Origin of the sequence: Candidatus Villigracilis vicinus, from assembly GCF_016702885.1 — a bacterium.
GTDB lineage: Bacteria > Chloroflexota > Anaerolineae > Anaerolineales > Villigracilaceae > Villigracilis > Villigracilis vicinus.
In genome coordinates, this window is sequence record NZ_JADJDD010000008.1 from 71,920 (window position 1) to 90,590 (window position 18,671).

22 protein-coding genes are annotated in these 18,671 nt (G+C 51.2%); 8 read left to right on the forward strand and 14 right to left on the reverse strand.

All coding sequences use genetic code 11. The annotated features are described in order from the left end of the window. Positions 1-91 precede the first annotated feature (91 nt). The 3 genes from IPG80_RS08645 to pyrB are packed head-to-tail and all read left to right on the forward strand — an operon-like array spanning position 92 to position 3,048. A complete protein-coding gene (locus IPG80_RS08645) occupies positions 92-1,138 on the forward strand; it encodes a DMT family transporter (protein WP_345105258.1) in 1,047 nt (348 codons plus the stop codon). Then, positions 1,139-2,008, forward strand: a complete 870-nt coding sequence (locus IPG80_RS08650) for a hypothetical protein (protein ID WP_345105261.1) — start codon at positions 1,139-1,141, stop codon at positions 2,006-2,008. A 59-nt stretch (positions 2,009-2,067) separates the two neighbouring features. After that, positions 2,068-3,048 carry an aspartate carbamoyltransferase gene (pyrB, locus tag IPG80_RS08655; protein ID WP_345105264.1) on the forward strand — a complete coding sequence of 327 codons (981 nt, stop codon included), beginning with the start codon at positions 2,068-2,070 and terminating at the stop codon, positions 3,046-3,048. A gap of 79 nt (positions 3,049-3,127) precedes the next feature. On the opposite strand, the gene IPG80_RS08660 is transcribed toward pyrB, so the two are convergent. Together IPG80_RS08660 and IPG80_RS08665 are read right to left on the reverse strand one after the other, a co-directional pair. After that, on the reverse strand, positions 3,128-3,793 hold the full coding sequence (locus IPG80_RS08660; RefSeq protein ID WP_345105266.1) for a deoxynucleoside kinase: 666 nt from the start codon (positions 3,791-3,793) through the stop codon (positions 3,128-3,130). A gap of 129 nt (positions 3,794-3,922) precedes the next feature. Next, positions 3,923-4,732 carry a DsbA family protein gene (locus tag IPG80_RS08665; protein ID WP_345105268.1) on the reverse strand — a complete coding sequence of 270 codons (810 nt, stop codon included), beginning with the start codon at positions 4,730-4,732 and terminating at the stop codon, positions 3,923-3,925. 111 nt (positions 4,733-4,843) lie between these two features. Here IPG80_RS08665 and IPG80_RS08670 point away from each other — a divergent pair, with 111 nt between their 5' ends. Continuing rightward, complete coding sequence (locus tag IPG80_RS08670; RefSeq protein ID WP_345105271.1) at positions 4,844-5,074, forward strand: hypothetical protein; 231 nt, start codon at positions 4,844-4,846, stop codon at positions 5,072-5,074. Positions 5,075-5,122: 48 nt separating this feature from the next. Here the strand turns inward: IPG80_RS08670 and IPG80_RS08675 are convergent, their stop codons facing one another. From IPG80_RS08675 to IPG80_RS08700, 6 genes are all read right to left on the reverse strand, one after another. Next, positions 5,123-5,803, reverse strand: coding sequence for a protein-methionine-sulfoxide reductase heme-binding subunit MsrQ (locus IPG80_RS08675; protein WP_345105274.1), 681 nt, complete (start codon positions 5,801-5,803; stop codon positions 5,123-5,125). Between the two features lie 96 nt (positions 5,804-5,899). Next, positions 5,900-6,853: a protein-methionine-sulfoxide reductase catalytic subunit MsrP gene (gene msrP / locus IPG80_RS08680; RefSeq protein ID WP_345105277.1), complete on the reverse strand. Its 954-nt coding sequence runs from the start codon at positions 6,851-6,853 to the stop codon at positions 5,900-5,902. 13 nt (positions 6,854-6,866) lie between these two features. After that, positions 6,867-7,187, reverse strand: a complete 321-nt coding sequence (locus tag IPG80_RS08685) for a hypothetical protein (protein ID WP_345105280.1) — start codon at positions 7,185-7,187, stop codon at positions 6,867-6,869. Further along, positions 7,180-7,404, reverse strand: coding sequence for a hypothetical protein (locus IPG80_RS08690; protein ID WP_345105282.1), 225 nt, complete (start codon positions 7,402-7,404; stop codon positions 7,180-7,182). Before IPG80_RS08690 ends, IPG80_RS08685 begins: the two co-directional genes overlap by 8 nt. Positions 7,405-7,454: 50 nt before the next feature. Next, positions 7,455-8,696, reverse strand: coding sequence for a HAMP domain-containing sensor histidine kinase (locus tag IPG80_RS08695; protein WP_345105285.1), 1,242 nt, complete (start codon positions 8,694-8,696; stop codon positions 7,455-7,457). Beyond that, positions 8,693-9,385: a response regulator transcription factor gene (locus IPG80_RS08700; RefSeq protein ID WP_345105288.1), complete on the reverse strand. Its 693-nt coding sequence runs from the start codon at positions 9,383-9,385 to the stop codon at positions 8,693-8,695. The genes IPG80_RS08695 and IPG80_RS08700 overlap by 4 nt, the downstream gene beginning before the upstream one ends. Positions 9,386-9,537: 152 nt before the next feature. On the opposite strand from IPG80_RS08700, the gene IPG80_RS08705 reads away from it, so the two are divergent. Continuing rightward, positions 9,538-10,230, forward strand: coding sequence for a TlpA disulfide reductase family protein (locus IPG80_RS08705; RefSeq protein ID WP_345105290.1), 693 nt, complete (start codon positions 9,538-9,540; stop codon positions 10,228-10,230). Positions 10,231-10,315: 85 nt separating this feature from the next. After that, positions 10,316-10,984 carry a cytochrome c biogenesis CcdA family protein gene (locus IPG80_RS08710; RefSeq protein WP_345105293.1) on the forward strand — a complete coding sequence of 223 codons (669 nt, stop codon included), beginning with the start codon at positions 10,316-10,318 and terminating at the stop codon, positions 10,982-10,984. Here the strand turns inward: IPG80_RS08710 and IPG80_RS08715 are convergent. From IPG80_RS08715 to IPG80_RS08740, 6 genes are read right to left on the reverse strand one after another with little or no spacing between them, the layout of a single operon-like run. Next, positions 10,981-11,574, reverse strand: coding sequence for a Type 1 glutamine amidotransferase-like domain-containing protein (locus tag IPG80_RS08715; RefSeq protein WP_345105296.1), 594 nt, complete (start codon positions 11,572-11,574; stop codon positions 10,981-10,983). The genes IPG80_RS08710 and IPG80_RS08715 overlap by 4 nt on opposite strands. Further along, positions 11,531-11,665 (reverse strand): hypothetical protein, encoded by a 135-nt coding sequence (locus IPG80_RS08720; RefSeq protein WP_345105299.1) that lies wholly within the window; start codon positions 11,663-11,665, stop codon positions 11,531-11,533. Before IPG80_RS08720 ends, IPG80_RS08715 begins: the two co-directional genes overlap by 44 nt. A gap of 3 nt (positions 11,666-11,668) precedes the next feature. Next, positions 11,669-14,038: a ComEC/Rec2 family competence protein gene (locus tag IPG80_RS08725; RefSeq protein WP_345105301.1), complete on the reverse strand. Its 2,370-nt coding sequence runs from the start codon at positions 14,036-14,038 to the stop codon at positions 11,669-11,671. Positions 14,039-14,064: 26 nt separating this feature from the next. After that, positions 14,065-14,607, reverse strand: coding sequence for a GNAT family N-acetyltransferase (locus IPG80_RS08730; RefSeq protein WP_345105304.1), 543 nt, complete (start codon positions 14,605-14,607; stop codon positions 14,065-14,067). Between the two features lie 57 nt (positions 14,608-14,664). Beyond that, entirely contained in the window at positions 14,665-15,717 is a 1,053-nt protein-coding gene (locus tag IPG80_RS08735) for a lamin tail domain-containing protein (protein ID WP_345105308.1), read from the reverse strand. Between the two features lies 1 nt (position 15,718). Next, positions 15,719-16,360 (reverse strand): hypothetical protein, encoded by a 642-nt coding sequence (locus IPG80_RS08740; protein WP_345105311.1) that lies wholly within the window; start codon positions 16,358-16,360, stop codon positions 15,719-15,721. Between the two features lie 151 nt (positions 16,361-16,511). Here IPG80_RS08740 and IPG80_RS08745 point away from each other — a divergent pair, with 151 nt between their 5' ends. Both IPG80_RS08745 and IPG80_RS08750 read left to right on the forward strand, forming a co-directional pair. Then, positions 16,512-17,984, forward strand: a complete 1,473-nt coding sequence (locus IPG80_RS08745; protein WP_345105314.1) for an SDR family oxidoreductase — start codon at positions 16,512-16,514, stop codon at positions 17,982-17,984. A 44-nt stretch (positions 17,985-18,028) separates the two neighbouring features. Continuing rightward, the gene (locus IPG80_RS08750) at positions 18,029-18,619 is read left to right on the forward strand and encodes a glycerol-3-phosphate acyltransferase (protein ID WP_345105316.1); all 591 of its coding nucleotides are present in this window, start codon (positions 18,029-18,031) and stop codon (positions 18,617-18,619) included. Positions 18,620-18,671: the final 52 nt, after the last annotated feature.

Below are 18,671 nucleotides of genomic sequence, written 5' to 3' on the forward strand. Positions count from 1 at the left end.
GCTGCTGCGGGGCGTTATCGCTCATGACAAACGGAGTAGCCATGCACAACTTTACCGATGCAAAACTTAAGCTAATGGTAGTGATAAACCCATGAAATCAAAAAACCTTGTGTATATTCTGCAAGCTCTGCTTGCCGCTGTGTTCTTTGGTGCGAGTGCGCCGGTTGCAAAACTATTGCTTGGGGATATCGCGCCGGTCTTTCTCGCATCGTTCTTATATCTTGGCAGCGGAACCGGCATTGCGTTGACCAAACTGACTCAGCGCAAAGGGACCGAGGCGGGCATCACGCGTGAGGATATTCCCTGGCTGGCAGGCGCGATCATCTCAGGTGGGATTCTGGCGCCCATCATCTTGATGGTGAGCTTGCAAAATACGCCTGCCTCAACGGCTTCATTGCTGCTTAACTTCGAAGGCGTAGGGACGACGCTGATCGCCCTGTTGTTCTTCAAAGAAGCCATTAGCCGCCGCGCATGGATGGCGATCCTTGGCATTACGCTCGCAAGTATTTTTCTCTCCACTGATTTTTCGGGCGGGCTGGGGTTGTCACTCGGCGCTCTGGGAGTCATCCTCGCCTGTGTGCTCTGGGGTGTGGACAATAACTTCACGCGCAATATCTCGGGCAAAGACCCGCTCGTCATCGTGGCATGGAAGGGACTCATCGCCGGGTCGTTCTCCTTCCTTTTGGCTTGGGCGCTTGGTAATCCCTTTCCTTCACTTACGACCATTCTTGGCACAATGCTGCTGGGTTTTCTGAGTTATGGCTTGAGCACCTTTCTTTTTATCCGTTCCATGCGCGGACTTGGCGCAGCCCGTACCAGTGCCTTGTATGGCACGGCTCCGCTGGCGGGTGTGCTGCTCTCGATCTTCATGTTCGGCGAATTTCCATCCTTCTTTTTCATCATTGCTGCGATATTGATGATTGGCGGCGCATTGTTATTGATCAATGAAGACCATACTCACACGCATGCTCATACCGCTATTGTCCATGAGCATAGTCATAACCACAACGACGGCATGCACGGACATAGTGATTCGAAGGAAGTCCATTCGCATGAGCATGAACATCCGCAGGAAGAACACGACCATGACCACATGCCAGATATACATCATCGGCATGGGCATGAGGAAGATCATTAAATGAAGAAGTTGTTCTGGTCTTTTCTTGTGATTGTTATTGCGATTTCATGTAGCGCACCAGTCACTGTCGAGCCCATAGATGAAGTTGCGACGGCTATCAGCCATACCCCTGTCTCACCGGAAGTCACCATCACAGCTACATCCGAACCGTATGGCGTTCTTATGTATACCTTTGAGATTGTGCGGAATGGCAAGGTATACCATGTGCCATTAGGACATGATACAGGTAGGGCATGGTGGAATCAAGATGCAACAACACAGAAATTGCCAGAAACTTTTGATTTTTCCGATAATGCCGGTGATGTTGTTACACAATGGATTGGTGATATTGATAATGATGGCGAGACGGAGTATGTGCTTGAATTCATCTTTTGTGGGACTTATTGTTCGAGTGATCTTCGGGTGTTGGATTATGATTCTGTCGCTGATGAATACAGGGTTTTCGCTAATCTTGGTGTTTATTATGTGGACGAATATACAGATTTAAATAATGATGGTCGTCTTGAGATCATTACCCAGGACTACGACTTTCATTTTGCTGTTGGTGGGGCAGGGGCAACACGCGGATTGGCTCCGCAAAAAATATATGCCTATAACGGACAGGAATTTTTTGCTGTAACAGATCAATACCCTGATTTAATACAAATAGAAGCAGATGCCGCATTAAGGTCTGCGCGTGAAGGGTCGGATATCAGTGAATTTGAATTGATCAATTATCTATATGCCATGTATTTGCTTGGTCAACAAGCTGAAGGCGAACGTGTCTTTTTGGAAGTGTGTAATCAATTCCTGTCGCCACTCAATTCATGCGAAGGGTATTTGTCTGATATCCAAAAAGTGCTTGTGGATATGAAAATCGGAAGCGAGTAATAAAGCGAAATAACAATATGAAATTTTAAATTCCAATCAAGAGACCAGGAGAATAATAAATGCCAACAACTTCCACCAACCCCCATTTGCCTTTCGGCGAAAATAAGAATGCCGAGTGGTACGGCAAGGACATTTTGTCCGTCAAACAATTTACCCGTACTGACCTTGAGTACGTCTTCGGTGTGGCGCATGAAATGCGCGGCATGGTTGAACGCGTCGGGACCTTCGACCTGCTCAAAGGGAAGATCCTTGCTAATCTTTTCTATGAACCGTCCACACGTACATCATCTTCGTTCACAGCGGCAATGGAACGCCTCGGTGGCTCTGTCATTCCGATTAGTGAAGTGAAGTATTCGTCCGTGTCGAAAGGAGAGAGTCTGCCCGATACCATTCGTACCCTGGAATGTTACGCCGATGTGATCGTGCTGCGCCATCCCGAGACCGGTTCAGCTGCCATTGCTGCAAAGGCTGCCAAAAAACCGATCATCAATGCCGGTGATGGTGTGGGGGAACATCCTACTCAAGCCTTGCTGGATGCTTTCACCATCATGGAAGAACTCGGTCGCCTCGATAATCTCACCGTGACCATGCTTGGTGACTTGAAGTATGGGCGTACCGTCCACTCGCTTGCGCGGCTTCTTTCGCAATTCAGCAATATCAAGTTGAACTACGTCTCACCGGATATTTTGAAGATGCCCAAAGAAGTGATGGAAGAAGTCGGCGCAAAAGGCGTGCCACAGGCGGAATTCTCTTCGTTGGAAAAAGTGCTACCCGAAACTGACATCCTGTATGTGACCCGCGTGCAGAAGGAACGCTTCGAAGACCCGGCTGACTATGAAACAGTGAAGGGCGCCTATGTGATCGACCCCGAGATCATGAAAGCGGCAAAGCAGGAGATGGCGGTTATGCATCCATTGCCGCGTGTGGGCGAGATCTCCACTGACTTTGATGATGACCCCCGAGCTGCGTACTTCCGCCAGATGGAATATGGCTTGTATGTGCGTATGGCTCTGTTGGCGATGGTGTTGGGGAAGGCGTAAGAGCAGGGACGAGTAATGAAAAAAAACGAGTTGTGAAGCGATCTTCACAACTCGTTTTTCATTTCTTATCTCTTGTCCCTTAGTCTTCCGCTGCTCGTGCCACTTCTTCCGGTTCGAAAACGACTTCTTCTTTGCCGGTCAACTTCGCTTCGATCTTTGAGACGATCAATCGCAGGTGTCCGTTATGAGCGACGTAGTCCAAGTCATCGGCAGGGACGGCAAGCACAGGGCAGAGAGTGAAGTTCTCGATCCACCCTTCGTAGAGATCATTCAGGTTCTGCAAATATTCAGGGCTGATGGTGCGTTCATAGTCACGTCCACGATTGCTGATGCGGTTCATGAGCGTATCCACCGAGGCGCGCAGGTAGATGACGAGGTCGGGCGGAGGCAGGAACTGCACGGCGGTCTCATACAGATCGCGATAGGTCTGATAATCGCGGTCGGTCATATTGCCCTGTTGGTAAAGGTTGTGGGCGAAGATCTCCGCATCTTCATATACGCTGCGGTCCTGGATCACCGAATTGGGATGCGAGGCAAGGTTGAGGTGCGAGCGCAGTCGATGCGTGAGGAAGAAGACCTGCGAATGGAACGACCAGGCAGTCATGTTATTGTAGAAATCAGCTAAATATGGGTTTTCCGTGACCGGCTCATAGAACGGATCCCAGCTCATTTGATCACAAAGCATTTTGACGAGTGTGGATTTTCCAACACCGATGTTTCCCGCAATTGCAATAAAACGTTTCATGGCATTCTCTCTGAAGGTTAAATTTATTGCATGTATCTTACCACCCGGATAAAAATAGGCGTAGAGTTTTAAGAAAAACGGCGGACGATATCGTCCGCCGTTCCTTGTTTTATTTTGGCATTTTACCGTTTACGGGATCTCGCCTGCCAATTCCATGTCGATGATCTGCTGGAAGGCGGAGAGCGGCTGGGCACCAACGATGGCCAAGCCATTGACGAAGAAAGTGGGGGTGGATTGTACGCCGAGGTCGAGCGCGAAATTCATGTCGTTGGCGATATTCTCGTCGTGTTTTCCGCTGTCGAGACAGGCTGTGAATTCATCCACATTGATGTTCAAGTCTGTGGCGTATTGGATGAAGGTGTCGCGTGTCAGGGTTTCGCTACTAAAAAGTTTGCTGTGATAGTCCCAATACACATTCTGGTCGTTGGCACAGAGCGATGCGATCGCGGAGGGCATTGCATCGGGGTGGATGGATGTGAGCGGCAGGTTGCGATATACGAAGCGGATCTGTCCGGGGTAGGCATCCAGCAGGGCTTGATAGGTCTGCTCGTGGAAACGGCGACAGAATGGGCATTGGAAGTCGCTGAATTCTACGACGGTGATCGGCGCATCATCCGGTCCGAGGCTGGGGTAGCCTTCGGTGGGGATGTCGTAGCGGGTGAACTGTGGCTGAGGTGTGATCGGTACTTCTGCCACCTCGCCTGAAGGTTGGGTCGACGGTTCCGCCGCAACGGTGACAGTTGTTGTGCCGCGTCCCCATAACACGTATCCCAGTAATAGACCGACGGCGAAAGCGAGCACGACCAGCACCGAGTAAAAATGGCTGCGCTTGAAAGTGATGAACTCTTCCGCGTTTTCCGATTCTTCAACGGGGGTTTCCTGTTCAACCTCGAACACGGCAGGTTCAGATTTCTTTGATTTGGTGGTTTTTGTAGGCATAGTTTGGCGATTATAGTCCTGTCTTTGGGATTTATGCAGTGGTACTTAAGTATTTTTCATCCAGCATCGTTTTTTGGAAATTCACGTATATGAAGAATGGAGGCTCTTCTTATGACAACTACAACTCAGAAACATCCTATCCCCTGGTATTTGTGGCCCTTTGCCGCGCTTTGGAAGCTGCTGGCGGTTATCGTTGAAATGACCGGGCGTTTTGTGGCGATGGTGCTTGGGGTGGTATTTTTCATGGTCGGTATTATCGTCAGTCTGACGCTGATTGGTGCGATCGTGGGGATTCCCCTGGCGCTTGTTGGTTTGCTGCTTTTCTTTCGTGGGTTGTTTTAAAACCACAAGGTGACAGCCGCCTTATGAGTGACTGTCACCTTGATCGTATTAAGGCAGATCCGCTTTCGGCTGAGTGGATTTTTTGAAGGGCAGAGTCAGGCTGCGGGTTGAGAGGGAGGCGAGATATTTCCGCACGGCAGGAATGCGCATGAGCAGGAAGACCGTCAGGATGAGCGCGTAGATCGCCGGGCGAAGGATATCTCCAGACAGGGTGAGGATGTCGCCTTTTTTGCTCCAGATGTAATGCAGCACTGCCAGCGGCGCAATGATGTAAACGACCTGATGCAGGCGTTTCCAATTTTTGCCGAGGCGCACCTTCCAAACATCGAAGGAAGTGACGCCGAGGGGAATGAGCAGCAGGAATGCGATCGTGCCGACGATGATATAGGGCTTTTCAAATACGGTGCGGGCGATCAAGCTCCATGCGAGACCGTAATCGAGGTTGATAAAAATAAGGACGTGAACCGTGGCATACATCAGGGTGTATAAGCCCAGGGTGCGGCGACGTTTGAGTAACTCAGGAAATTTGAAAATGTTGTTGAGCGGCGTGCAGAGCAGCGATAAAACTAATAATGTAATGGCATGCCGACCAGTACGCTGTTCGAGTTCTTGAATGGGGTTGATGGAAAAGGAATCGGTCAGTAATTCAAAAATGATCCAAAACAATGCCGACCAGGCATAAAGATGAATGGTAATTTGTAAAGGGGTATAGCGATTGAAGATTTTCATGGTTTTTGAAGAAAGGTTGATCACATACCGTATGACCGCCGACGGCAGACCGTGGTCCGCCGTCGGCGGTCATTTGAGATCTTGCTGCTTTCGAAATTAATAGTTCAAACTTAGATCCATATCGGCATATAAGTCAGCTACTTGTTCGCCGTAGCCGTTGAACATTAATGTTTCGCGGCGGGAGAGTTCGCCAATGCGCCGTTCAGATGCTTGTGACCAGCGCGGGTGATCTACATTCGGATTCACATTGGCAAGGAAGCCATATTCGTTCGATGCTACAGTGTTCCAGAGTGTGTCTGGACGCTGGTCGGTCAGCTCGATCTTGACGATGGATTTGATGGATTTAAAACCATACTTCCAGGGCACTACTAAACGGATCGGCGCGCCGTTTTGAGGCAGCATGGTTTCGCCGTAAATCCCCGTTGCAAGCAGGGTCAGTTCGTTCATGGCTTCGCGGATGTGCAGACCTTCCTGATAGGGCCACGGATAGAATGGACTGCCCTGCCCTTTCATTTCCTCAGGGCGATAAACGGTTTCAAAGCGCACATACTTTGCGTCTGACGTTGGCTCAACGGCTTTCAATAAACTTGCCAGCGGAAAACCGTTCCACGGAATGACCATGCTCCACGCTTCAACACAACGCAGGCGATATATGCGCTCTTCCTGAGTGAATAAGGAGAGCAGGTCTTCAAAACCGTAGGTCTTGGGCTTGTTCACCATGCCAGTCACTTCCACGGTCCAGGGTGAGGTGGTGAAACCTTTTGATAATGGCAGAACAGCTTCTTTGTTCGTGCTGAATTCGTAATAATTATTGTAAGAGGTTATTTCTTCGAAGGTATTGGCAGGGTTGCCCAATTCGTCACTCATGGATGGAAAGTTGTGAACCGGCGCGGTGGAGGTCACCTCTTCGACTTGTGGTGCGCAAGCCGCAAGTGCGGCACTACCTGCAACCACACCGGCGGCTTTGATGAAATCACGCCGTGAAAGATACGTCTCTTTCGGGGTAATTTCATACGAACGGACTGGAACGGATTTATAAGGGTTGTTCATGTCTCTCCTCAAATTACGGATATGTTTCTGCCAGCAAGGTTTGGATGGCGGCTTCGGTTTCCTTGTATCTACCTTCGCCGATATGAACATAACGAATATGTCCTTGTTTGTCAATCAAGTACAGGGTGGGCCAGTAGCGATTATTATAAGCGCGCCATGTTCTACCGTCATTATCCTGCGTCACTGCGTATTCGATCTCATTCTCAAGCACGGCAGCTTTGAGATTATCAAGGCTTTCTTCAAAGGCGAATTCGGGGTAATGATTGCCAATGATAACCAAACCTTGACCGGAATAATTTGAGTGCCATTCTTTGTTGGCAGTGTAATCAGCCAAAGGTCCACATTTCGATGGCAACCACTTTTCCGCGCAGATCGGCGAGGCGCAGCGGAGAATCCACATTCAGCCAGGTATCATTCGTCAGTTCAGGTGCGGGTCCGAGGTCAGGCAGGGAGGCGTTGACAATGGGCAAGACAGGCTCCAACGATTGCGACTCTGCCGAGGCGGCGCAGGCGGTCAATACGAGTGTTACTCCGATCAAAAGTTTTCTCATTGTTACCTCAAAGGATGAGCTGAGTATAAGAAAACTTCCTTACGAAAGGATTACGCAAGCCTGAGAGTTTGATGAGGAAGGTAAAACGTAAACCGGCTGCCGTTGCCTGTTTCACTTTCCACTTTGATCTCGCCGCCATGTGCCTGCACAATGCCGCGTGAGATGGCAAGCCCAAGACCAGCGCCGCCAGTAGCACGGCTGCGGGATTTCTCTCCGCGATAGAACCCATCGAAGATATGCGGAAGGTCATCCGCGCGGATGCCTTCGCCGGTATCTTCCACGCTCACTTCTACGCCAGAGTTGGTTCGCCATGCTGTGACCTTTACCTCGCCGTGAGCGGGGGTGTGCCGAATGGCATTGCCAATGAGGTTGTTGAGCACGCGCCCAATGCGCCGCGTATCCATACGGACGGGGTCGAGGTTTGGGTCCACGCTGCCGCTCAGGGTCAGGTTCTGACGCGCGGCAAGTTCGGTGAAAGATTCAAGCGTATCGGAGATTAAGTCTGCGAGAGAAGAATCTTCAAAATCTAATTTGAAGCCGCCAGCATTCAACTGCGCCATTTGGAAGAGGTCATCGATCAACGCTGAAAGCGAGCGGACGTCACGCTGTGCCGTATTGAGATAACGCTTCACCGTTTCGGGTTCGTCCACCACGCCATCGGCAAGCGCTTCGAGAATGGCGCGAATGGAAGCGAGCGGAGTTTGCAAATCATGCCCGACCCAGGCGATGAGATCGGCGCGCATCTTTTCAAGTTCGCGTTGCTTTGCATCGGCGGCTTCGAGTTGCTCAGCCATTTTGTTGAAGGTCTGTGCGAGTGTTGCCACTTCATCACGACCCTGCACCGGAACGCGGGTTTTCAGATCCCCTTCGGCAAGCTGTTCTGCCGCGCCGCGCAATTGATGCACACGGTCTGTGATGGTGGACGAGAGAAAATATCCCAACGCCATTGCCATACCGCCAGCAAATACCAATAACACAATCGCAAGCAGCAGATCGTGCTGGCTTGCGAACATCATCTGTGCCGAAAACCATACGTTGAAAAATGTAAGCAAACTTGAAAGCGCATACACACCAAGCAAAGACCAACGCAAGGTGGGGGAGAACGTCATCCAACCCAGGCGATACGCAAGATACCCGGCAAACGCCGAAACGAAAGCAGTGATACCGAGAAAGAGCGCCATCAAGCCGAGTTCGTACATCGGCGGCGACATCATCAAATTAAAGATGATGAGCGAGATGACGAAGATGAGCAGAATGCCTGCTATGAACCGAAAAATATTGGATGATCTCATGATTCGAATTTGTATCCTACGCCCCAAACGGTCAGCAAATGGGTCGGCGAAGATGGGTCGCTTTCGATCTTCTCACGCAAGCGGCGGATGTGAACCGTCACCGTGCCGGGGTCTATATATTCCGCGCCGCCCCAGACACGTTCCAATAATTGATCGCGGGTGAAAACTTGTTTTGGATGACGCGCCAATAGATAAAGCAGATCGAATTCTTTGGCAGTTAACTCGATGTGGGATTCGCGCACTGTCACAATACGAGTGGATGGACTGATGTTAATCTCGCCCAGCGACAAATCCCGCTCAGACTCCGCTCCGGCTTGTTCCCGTCCAGTACGCCGTAACACCGCCCGAACCCGACTCACCAACTCTTGCGGACTGAACGGTTTGACCACGTAATCATCAGCGCCCATTTCCAAGCCGGAGATGCGGTCGATCTCCTCGCGCCGCGACGTGACCATGATGATGGGCACATTCGAATGATCTCGCAGCCAACGAGTAATGGAGAGTCCATCCACTTCTGGGAGCATGAGGTCGAGGATCACAAAGTCTGGAATTTGTTTTTCGAGAATGTTCATCGCCAGCCTGCCGTCCGCTGCGATCTGCACCTGATACCCGGCGCGCTTTAAGTAGAGACTGACCACTTCGGAAAGACTGGGCTCATCTTCTACAACAAGAATTTTTATTTCTGCCATGCTTGAAATCATACTTGATTCTATTAAGTCCGTCACGCAAAAATCAGCCCTTTGAGACTTTGTTCATACTTTCGTAAGAATTAGACAGGGGTTTTGTAAGATGATTTATCTATTATCAGGCTTCAAGAAAATATAAGGAGATAAATTCGAACATGAAATCCAAAAATATTTTAGTTAGCTTTGTTTTGTTGCTTGCGTTTCTCGTTGCCGCTTGCGGCGCACCCGCAGATGATGGCATGATGGAAGAAGATGCCGCGATGACGGAAGAGGCAATGCATGACGCCGCAATGACTGAAGAAGCCATGATGACGGAAGAGGCAATGCACGACACCGCGATGACAGAAGAAGCCATGATGACCGAGGAAGCCATGGCAGACGATGCCATGATGGAAGCCCCGGCATGGTTTGGCATTCCTCTTACTAACGTCCGCACGAATGAGACCTTTGCCATCCAGGACTTTAAGGGCAAGGTTGTTCTGGTCGAAACAATGGCGGTTTGGTGCCCGAATTGCCTCAAGCAGCAGGGACAAGTGCAGGAACTCCACACCCTGCTCGGCGAACGTGATGATTTCGTCAGCATCGGTTTGGATATTGACCCGAACGAAGATTCATCCAAGTTGCTGAGCTTCATTGATGGACAGGGTTTCGATTGGGCATACGCCGTTTCTCCCGCAGATGTCTCACGTGACCTCGCCTCTCTCTACGGTGACCAGTTCCTCAACCCGCCTTCAACTCCCATGCTGGTGATCGACCGCAAGGGCAACGTCCACCCGCTGCCGTTCGGCATCAAAAGCGCGGATGATCTGTTGAAGTTCATCCAGCCTTTCCTCGACGAAAGCATGTAAAGAACTCATTAGTACACGGATTTCACGGACAACACGGAAATGAACAATCTGTGAAATCCGTGTTGTCCGTGTACAAAAGACTTTCATGGAAACCATCCTAACCTCCCTTTCTCTCGGCTTGCTTGCCACGACCAGTCCCTGTGTGCTGCCGTTGTACCCCGGCTTCCTTGCCTACCTCAGCGGCGGACAGGAAAAACTGGCGAACAAACCTGCTCGTTATTTGCTCGGCTTCTTCGTCCTCGCAGGCGTATTGACCATGATGCTTGCACTTGGCGCGATCATTGCGCTGTTGTCCATTTCCATTGGGCAGGCGCTGGCATTCGTCATTCCCATTGCAGACCTGATCATCATTGCTTTTGGTGTGATGCTTTTATTCAACATCAACCCCTTTAAAAAACTTCCACAAATTCAAGCACCTTTGCTTTCGCATCCCTTTGCTAATGCCTTTATTTATGGATTGCTGTACGGACCGATTGCCCTGCCTTGCTCTGGTCCACTAGTGGTGAGCATTTTTGCACTCTCGCTCACAGTCGGAGATGCACTTGGTAAGTTGAACGTCTTCCTCTGGTTTGGCTTGGGCTTCGGCATGCCGCTTTTGCTGTTATCGTTCATCTCCGGCGCGGCACAGCGTTGGATCACGCGTCAATTTGCCATGCGCGCCCGGATCATCAACTTCATCAGCGGATTATTGCTTTTGGGAATTGGCGCCTATGACTTATACATCAATTGGAGTTTGATCCAAGCATATTTCTAAAACGAGAACGTCTCGCCTCTTCCATAGCTGACAGTTGATTCGCCTCGGTAAAGCGTCACCCCGCCGCCGCCGTGGACTTCCCATTTACCATCTGCAGCATGGATCATACCCGTTCGCTCGTCAATGCCGATCAAAAGTACCTCTGGCAGCATTTTCCTTAACTCGCCTGCCCAAGTTTTCCCAAATGTATTGTGATGCGGCAGGACGAGCGCATTCGGCACTAAATTCAATCCGCGTACCACTTTCTTTTTAGATGGGTCGAAGTAATGTTCACACATCACCATCGCCCCGGCACTGCTTCCGGCAATGACCGCGCCGTTCTGATACGCTTCCAACGCCGCAGACCAGCACAGGCTATCTTTGAGCGTTTCACCCAGATAATGCGTGAACCCGCCGAGCATGTAGATCAGTTTTGATCCGCGAATTTGATTTGCATGTGTAGAGTCATTGGCTGATTTTGAGTCGATTACATCAACTGTAAAAACCTGTTTTGCTCCCAGGCTTTGGAACCAATTCATGCCATTCTTCCCAGCCCGCTTGTGGTTGTTATCCGGCGCGGCAGCAGTGGTAATGATGGCAGATCGGTGCATCAACCCCGCCTGCCAGTTCAATGGCGCGCAGGTCCGGCTCAGACATTCGTCCGCCAAACTCTGCGCCGCCTTCAAGTAAAAGATAGCCCATGTCTTACTCCTTGGTCGCGGCTTGCCCGCGTTCCACATTCACGCGCATTTCAGTGCCGTCTGTACTGATATCGATCCAGCCGTTGCGGTCTGTTCGCAGCATGGAATACCCTTCGAGCGATTCGAGTACTTCTTGATGGGGCAGACCGTCCATGTCACCGGCGGCGACGCTTAATACCACCAATTGTGGATTTAAATTTTCGAAAATATCCGGCGGGTTGCTGGGCGCATATCCCGACTCGGCTAACAAAAGTACATCCACTTTGCCAATAGTATTGCCATACTCGATGGATTCATATGTCCCTTCGCTGACACCGATAGGGAGCAGGACGCGGAAACTGCCATATTGGATGAGCAGCACGCTTCCCCGCGGACCTGCAGCCTGCATCTCGATGAATGCACCATCACCCAGCTCAAGCCTTTGCCCTGCTTCCGTCCGGCTGACAGGGATCTCATTCTGTGCGAAGTATTCATCCAGTGTGCGGGAGGAGAACGAGGCTTGTATGTTGCCGCTCCACAGCACATTCCTAGGTGTGTAACGTTCTACGATACGGGGCAGTGCGGCGAGTTGATCTTCCTCTGTGGAGGCAATGATGAGCCAGTCTAATTTGCGGGTGAAGAAGGGCAGTCTGCGCCCAAGTTCGTCGGATAGATCAGAGGTACTGGCACCGCCGTTGACAAGAATATTGCGTCCTTCAGGTGTTTGGATGAGGACTGCATCCGCGGAACCGGCATCCAGAAAAGTGACATGGAAGCGCCCATCACCTGATTTGGCAGAGGCACTCCAGAATAGCACCATGCAGATGAATGTCACCGCAAATGACAGGGTTAAGGCGACGGCTCGAAGCGACACGGCAGCAGACTTGAACCAGTTTTGGATGGCAGACCAGTTAAAGGTCACAAGCAGAAGCGAGGTGTATGTCATAAAAATGAACCAGAGCGGCACGTCTCCAAGAATGAGCACTCCATTGGGGATGCGGTCAAAAAATTCCACTACACGGATGGTGTAGCCTGCAAAGGGCCAGGCGACCCATGCCAGCAGTTGACCGAGTGGCTGGAGCATAAGACTGACGAAGACCGCCAATCCGCCAAGGATCATGACTGCGGGTTGCACCGGCAGGATGAAAGGATTAGCGAAAAAGGAGATGATGGAGATGCGGTTGAAATAATACGCCATTAATGGAATGGTCATCACTTGTGCGGCGAGGGTCAGAATGACGTTGTCGTTGATGATGCTGACGATGGCACTGTTCTCCTGTTGAGTGATCTTTTCAATGAGGCGGGCGGTGATGTTCGAGAACGGTTCAGCATATAAGATGAGCCCTAATGTAGCGAAGAACGAGAGTTGAAAACCGATGTCCCATAATGTGAGCGGGTTGATGAGTGCCAGGACCAGGGCAACAAATGCCAGAGTGTTCATGCCTGCATTGCGTCTGCCGATCTGACGTGCGAATAACGCAAGGCTGCCCATGATGGCGGCACGCATCACAGCCGGGTCGCCGCCAACCAGAAAGGCATACAGAAAGACGAAGATCACGGCGAAGATGGCACCAAGCCTCTCGTTTCTGAGGACCCACTTGAAGAAGGAAAAGAACAATCCCGCAATGATGGCGATGTTGAACCCTGAGATGGCGATGATGTGTGCCGTGCCGGTGTTCTTGAAGGCAGTTTGTAATTTTTGGGGTAGTCCTGTGTCTACGCCGAAGAGGATGCCAGAGAGTAATGAGGCTTCAGGGTCTTGAAAGATCTTGTACGTATGCTGGACGAGTTGTGCTTTGAAACTGTAAACGAGCTTGTATATCGGATTGCCGTCGTTACCGGGCAGGCGAGTCACTTTGGCGCTGGTCATATACGAGTGAATGCCCTGACGGGCGAGATAATCGCGATAGGAAAATTCTTCATTTTCGGGCGGGGTTTTCACACTGCCGCGTAGACGGATGCGCTCGCCATATTCATATTCTTCGTTGGGCAAAACACGCACAAGAATATTCCCGGAGACTGGCAGGTCACCGTCGCCAGTATCCACTGCTTGGACGTTGATCGTCAGGTTGGTGTAGGCATCACGGTAATCTGGCGGTTCGGTCAAATATCCGGTAATTAGTAAATCATAATTACGGTCGTTATAGAAGGCGATGTGGAATGCGTCTATAGTTGGTTGACGGACCTGGTAGTAAGCTGCGCCAAGAAATAAGAAGATGGGGAGCAGGGGGATGATGGGATATTTGACGAGAAAAGAGTATCGGGTCTTAAACCGTGGGGTGCGGATAAAGTAGAAAATCAGAGCTGTGAGTGCCCATGCCCAGGCTGGAAATGTGACGGCAGCGGCGAGGATGATTCCTGTGAGGAAGGCAAGCGAGATCCACAGCAAAGGCATGACGTGGATTCTACATTAGTTTGCCGTCACCATGGCATGCCGTGAAGATGGATCACCCCATGAGAGTTCCATTGTTCCAATGAACTGTGGATCGGCATGATGAGAGTCGGACCATGAAAAGTTTCCCAGGCTTGGGAGTCGGGGTTGAGGCTGTAAACACTTTGTTGTACACGGGTGAAACCGGATGCGGCATAAAACCCGGCGACTTCATCGTGACAGCCGATAAAGCCGAAATCTACATGGGTGTGTTGTTGCAGGTGGTCGCGTAAATGACTAAACATGGTTTTGCCGAGCTTCCTGCCCTGATGTTTGGGGTGGATCGCCACCGCGCCGATCCCTGCAATTTCAAAGGCAGAGTCTTCAATCGTGATGCGGCGAAAACCAAACTCCAAGTGTGCCACGGGTTGCCCGGCTTGCATGGCGATCAGGCGGTATTCGGGCTTGGAGCCCCAATAGGAATTCGCGTTGAAGAAATCCACGTAGTTGGGGAAGGCTGCAACCAACATGCGTTGGATATCCGCTTCGAGAGCGGCTGAAAGTTCGGGTTCGGGAATCAGTTTCCAGTCCATATCTGGAAGCGGATTGTACCGGAAGCTGGTGAATCCCGGCATGCGTGCGAAGTCGCTTTAGTGGAAGGGTACTTCTCCGGGAGAACCGTTCTTCACGGGTGTCCAGTTTGACTCTGAATCTGGCATGAGCGGGTTGATGCGCTCGATGGAGGTACATTCGCTGAGATATCTGGGGACGTTGTCTTTGTGATTGTCGTCAATGTCAAATGGATAGCTGGTTAGAACAGAGGGTGTACCGTATGTATCCACCACGGTGTTGATGATGGATCCGCTGCCAGTGTATAGGGTTACAGTGTCGTATCCATTTTGGTCGGTGATGATGCCGAAATAGTCATCGCCCAGTGTGGCGCTCTCTGCCACAGTAAGGACGATCGTACCGGCTGGCAGAGTATAAGGCGCGCCCATTGGGTTTTCGTAATATTGCGGCGACAATACGACGGCAACGCCTTTTGCCGGAATGACAGTGGTATCCAGAATGAACGGTCCATCTGGCATAAGACCAGAGCGCCTATTCCAGGCTGTGATCTCATCTGGTGTGCCGGAATTCCCTTCATCGTAGAGATGGAAGCCGCCGACATCCACGGGCTGGTCGCCGTAGTTATAGAGTTCCAGGTATTGGTTGTATTTGCGTTGGTCGATACCGCCGCAGGCGTTGCCCATTACCTCACTGATGATTATTGTGGGCTTCCCCTTTTGAGCCTCGGGCTGGGGAGGAAGCACTGACTCTGGTTGATTAGAAGCCGAAGATGGTAGTGTGGCGCTGGGGTCTATAACCTTGCAAGTAGTTGTCAGGATGTTTGAATTTGAACCCACACCTGAAGTAACGGTGGCTTTTATAAGCGCTTCACCTGCCACAGAGGGTGCCGTATAGTTGGCGCCGATTCCTTGTGAGATGCTTACGACTGTGCCAAGAGAGGCTTCCCAGGTAACTTGTGAGTTGGGGTCGATCTCCCCATTGAGCGTCAAGCCGATGACTTCTGAAACAAGGAGCGAGCAGTCTTGCGGCATGATCTTTAGGGATTGATGACTTGCGTTCCCGCCGCAGGCGACCAGCGGCAGGGTTGCGATGACGACGAGAAGTGGAATACGAATGGTAAGGGCGGTGTTCATTCTATTTGACCTGAACTTCAAGGGAAAATAGGGTGGCATTGTTACAAAAGTTTTGGGTGGCAAGCAGGGAAATAAAGCTGGGACCCGACTGGTCGCCGAAGGTGATGTTTACCTGGCAGCCGTTCTTTTCTCCAAGGGTGGGGAATGCCGGACCAACGAATTCCCAGGATATACAGGAAAGTTGCGCCGCTTCATCCGGAGAGACTGCCATGATGGTCATGGGTTGGTTTGGGGAAACCTCCAGTAGATCGAGAGGCTGGTAGGATTGGTCTGTGCCCACAATTTTGAACGTCACGGCTTCGGGAGCCTTGCAACTGGGTGAAAAATTCCAAAACCCCAAAAGGGAGATGGCAAAGCAAAAGATCAGGAACCAAAATGGCAGCCCGGTGATGTATCTTCTAAGGTTTTCGCCTTTGGCAAAGTTAAGCGGGCTGATCTCCACCCCGCTGCGCACGAGCATCAGTGTCAGGCTGCTGAGGGCGGCGCTGAACGTGATCAATGCCTGCCTTGGGTTGGCACTTCCGCTTAACCATTCTTCCACCCCTCCAGGAAATGCCCCCATGGATACGCTAAAGCCAATAACAACTGCGATCAGTAGGAAAATTGCCAGTCCGGGAATGATGTCGGAGATTCTTCGGTTCATACATTCTGCTCCTTTGCGCGATGATCCGGTAAAAAAATTATAGCGAATAACTTGTGGAGAATACTTTCCAGTCTCTTTACAGCAAAGCGGGTCTGAAATTTTCCTAAAAAAATATTACTCCTGCCCGACCCTGCCGTTATAATCCTTGATCATGACTCAAACCAAACTGATCCTTGTTACTGGTGCTACTGGTTACGTTGGCGGCAGACTTGTCCCCAAACTGCTCGAGGCAGGCTATCGCGTGCGTTGCCTGGTGCGTGACCCGTCCCGGTTGCAGGGGCGGGCATGGTTGAAAAAAGTTGAGGTTGCGGCGGGCGATGCTCTCAACCCTGATGAGCTTGCTATCGCAATGAAAGATGTTGCTGTCGCATATTACCTGATGCATGGCAAACAGGGCGGCAGGAACAGTGCCGAACGGGATATGCAAGCCGCACGGAATTTCTCCCATGCCGCTGAAATTGAAGGCATTGAGCAGATCATTTATCTTGGTGAGCTTGTGGATCCCACGGCAAACCTCTCGCCCTACTTGCGCTCGCGACATGAAACCGGCTTTGTGTTGCGGCATGGCAAAACACCTGTCACTGAGATTCGTGCAGGTATGATCATTGGTTCTGGCTCGGCTCTCTTTGAAATGATCCGTTATCTCACCGAGCGTGAGCCGGTGCTTACCTGCCCCGCCTGGTTCTTCTCGCAAGCCCAGCCCATTGCCATTCGGGATACACTTTCCTATCTGGTAGATGCACTCAAAACGCCGGAAGCGACCGGCAGGGTTATTGAGATAGGGGGACCTTCGCGCCTCACCTACGCAGACATGCTGTTGGGGTATGCCAAAGAGCGGAATCTCCGCCGTTGGCTGATCCGCACACCGTTCTACGCCCCAAGACTTTCCGCGTACTGGGTTCACATGGTCACGCCGATCCATTGGCGGGTGGTGGCGCCGCTCATTGAAGGGTTGCGCGCCAATCTTATCGTTCGCGATGAAACGGCAAAGAAAGTATTCCCCCATATCCAGCCCATCGATTATCAGACCGCGGTTCATCTTGCGCTTGGGCGCATCCAACGCGATAACGTGGAAACCAGCTGGGCTGATGCCCTGGTGACCGAAGCCGGCGACGTGAAACCATATACGTTCACGGTGGAAGAGGGAATGTTCATCGAACGCCGTAAAATCGTACTCGATCTTTCTGCCGAAACCGTTTTTCGATCTTATACCGGCATTGGCGGTGAACGCGGCTGGATGTATATGGACTGGTCGTGGGCGATCCGCGGCTGGATGGATAAAGCCATTGGCGGTGTCGGCTTGCGGCGTGGACGCCGTCACCCGGATGAGATCCATACCGGGGAAGCGCTCGATTTTTGGCGGGTTGAAGCGGTTGAGAAAGACCACCTTATGCGCCTGCGCGCCGAGATGCTGGTTCCAGGGAAAGCCTGGTTGCAATTTGAATCTGCTCCGCTGGAAGAAGAAAAAAACAAAACCCTCTTCACGGTTACTGCTTATTTTGAGCCGCACGGCGTCCCAGGCTTTTTATATTGGTATGCCATGTGGCCATTCCATAAATTCATCTTTGACGGTCTAGCCCGTCGCCTCGCCTCGCGTGCCCGCGTATTGGCTCATGCCTACTAAAAATTAACTGAACACTTTTTAGGCAGGCGGGGTTAATCAATCATATGATGAATCTTCTCTTTCCCCTCCTTGGTTATTTCCTCGGTTCCCTGCCTTTTTCCATCTGGGTTACTCGTTTCGTCAAAAATGTGGATGTGCGTGATGCTGGTTCCGGTCACGCCACGACAACGAACACCATCCGTCAGGCGGGTTTTGGTTGGGGTGTGTTGGTCTTCATCCTTGATGTTACAAAGGGATTCCTGCCTGCCTGGCTTGCCATCCGTTATTCAGGCGAAACCTGGCTCATTGCACTGACGGCAGCTTGCGCAGTCATCGGTCACTGCTGGACGATCTTTGCAGGCTTTCGCGGCGGCATGGGGCTAGCCACGGCAGGCGGAAGTATTTTGGCGGTTAACCCGCTGGCATTTCTGGTCTGTTTTGGGCTATTGGTGTTTCTGGTACTGGTGGTTCGTCACTCTGCACGCGCAAGCGTTTTCGCAGGAATCCTTATTGCGCCGGTCTTGTGGCTGCTCAACTTTCGTGATGTCGTTTTTTGGGTTGCACTTGGAACAGGCGCTGTCATCGCCATCCGCTTTTTGATAGACTGGAATCGCAAATATCGCGAACTATGGCTGGACCGGGAAAAGCCCGGCTGATTCACAAAAAAAAGCTGGTCTTCAAAGACCAGCTTTTTTATATTCTCAAGTT

Bases quoted from the DNA above. Each gene is read 5' to 3' on its own strand.
- IPG80_RS08645 (WP_345105258.1), top strand. From the start codon at position 92: ATGAAATCAAAAAACCTTGTGTATATTCTGCAAGCTCTGCTTGCCGCT.
- IPG80_RS08650 (WP_345105261.1), top strand. From the start codon at position 1,139: ATGAAGAAGTTGTTCTGGTCTTTTCTTGTGATTGTTATTGCGATTTCA.
- pyrB (WP_345105264.1), top strand. From the start codon at position 2,068: ATGCCAACAACTTCCACCAACCCCCATTTGCCTTTCGGCGAAAATAAG.
- IPG80_RS08660 (WP_345105266.1), bottom strand. From the start codon at position 3,793: ATGAAACGTTTTATTGCAATTGCGGGAAACATCGGTGTTGGAAAATCC.
- IPG80_RS08665 (WP_345105268.1), bottom strand. From the start codon at position 4,732: ATGCCTACAAAAACCACCAAATCAAAGAAATCTGAACCTGCCGTGTTC.
- IPG80_RS08670 (WP_345105271.1), top strand. From the start codon at position 4,844: ATGACAACTACAACTCAGAAACATCCTATCCCCTGGTATTTGTGGCCC.
- IPG80_RS08675 (WP_345105274.1), bottom strand. From the start codon at position 5,803: ATGAAAATCTTCAATCGCTATACCCCTTTACAAATTACCATTCATCTT.
- msrP (WP_345105277.1), bottom strand. From the start codon at position 6,853: ATGAACAACCCTTATAAATCCGTTCCAGTCCGTTCGTATGAAATTACC.
- IPG80_RS08690 (WP_345105282.1), bottom strand. From the start codon at position 7,404: ATGAGAAAACTTTTGATCGGAGTAACACTCGTATTGACCGCCTGCGCC.
- IPG80_RS08695 (WP_345105285.1), bottom strand. From the start codon at position 8,696: ATGAGATCATCCAATATTTTTCGGTTCATAGCAGGCATTCTGCTCATC.
- IPG80_RS08700 (WP_345105288.1), bottom strand. From the start codon at position 9,385: ATGGCAGAAATAAAAATTCTTGTTGTAGAAGATGAGCCCAGTCTTTCC.
- IPG80_RS08705 (WP_345105290.1), top strand. From the start codon at position 9,538: ATGAAATCCAAAAATATTTTAGTTAGCTTTGTTTTGTTGCTTGCGTTT.
- IPG80_RS08710 (WP_345105293.1), top strand. From the start codon at position 10,316: ATGGAAACCATCCTAACCTCCCTTTCTCTCGGCTTGCTTGCCACGACC.
- IPG80_RS08715 (WP_345105296.1), bottom strand. From the start codon at position 11,574: ATGCACCGATCTGCCATCATTACCACTGCTGCCGCGCCGGATAACAAC.
- IPG80_RS08720 (WP_345105299.1), bottom strand. From the start codon at position 11,665: ATGGGCTATCTTTTACTTGAAGGCGGCGCAGAGTTTGGCGGACGAATG.
- IPG80_RS08725 (WP_345105301.1), bottom strand. From the start codon at position 14,038: ATGCCTTTGCTGTGGATCTCGCTTGCCTTCCTCACAGGAATCATCCTC.
- IPG80_RS08730 (WP_345105304.1), bottom strand. From the start codon at position 14,607: ATGGACTGGAAACTGATTCCCGAACCCGAACTTTCAGCCGCTCTCGAA.
- IPG80_RS08735 (WP_345105308.1), bottom strand. From the start codon at position 15,717: ATGAACACCGCCCTTACCATTCGTATTCCACTTCTCGTCGTCATCGCA.
- IPG80_RS08740 (WP_345105311.1), bottom strand. From the start codon at position 16,360: ATGAACCGAAGAATCTCCGACATCATTCCCGGACTGGCAATTTTCCTA.
- IPG80_RS08745 (WP_345105314.1), top strand. From the start codon at position 16,512: ATGACTCAAACCAAACTGATCCTTGTTACTGGTGCTACTGGTTACGTT.
- IPG80_RS08750 (WP_345105316.1), top strand. From the start codon at position 18,029: ATGATGAATCTTCTCTTTCCCCTCCTTGGTTATTTCCTCGGTTCCCTG.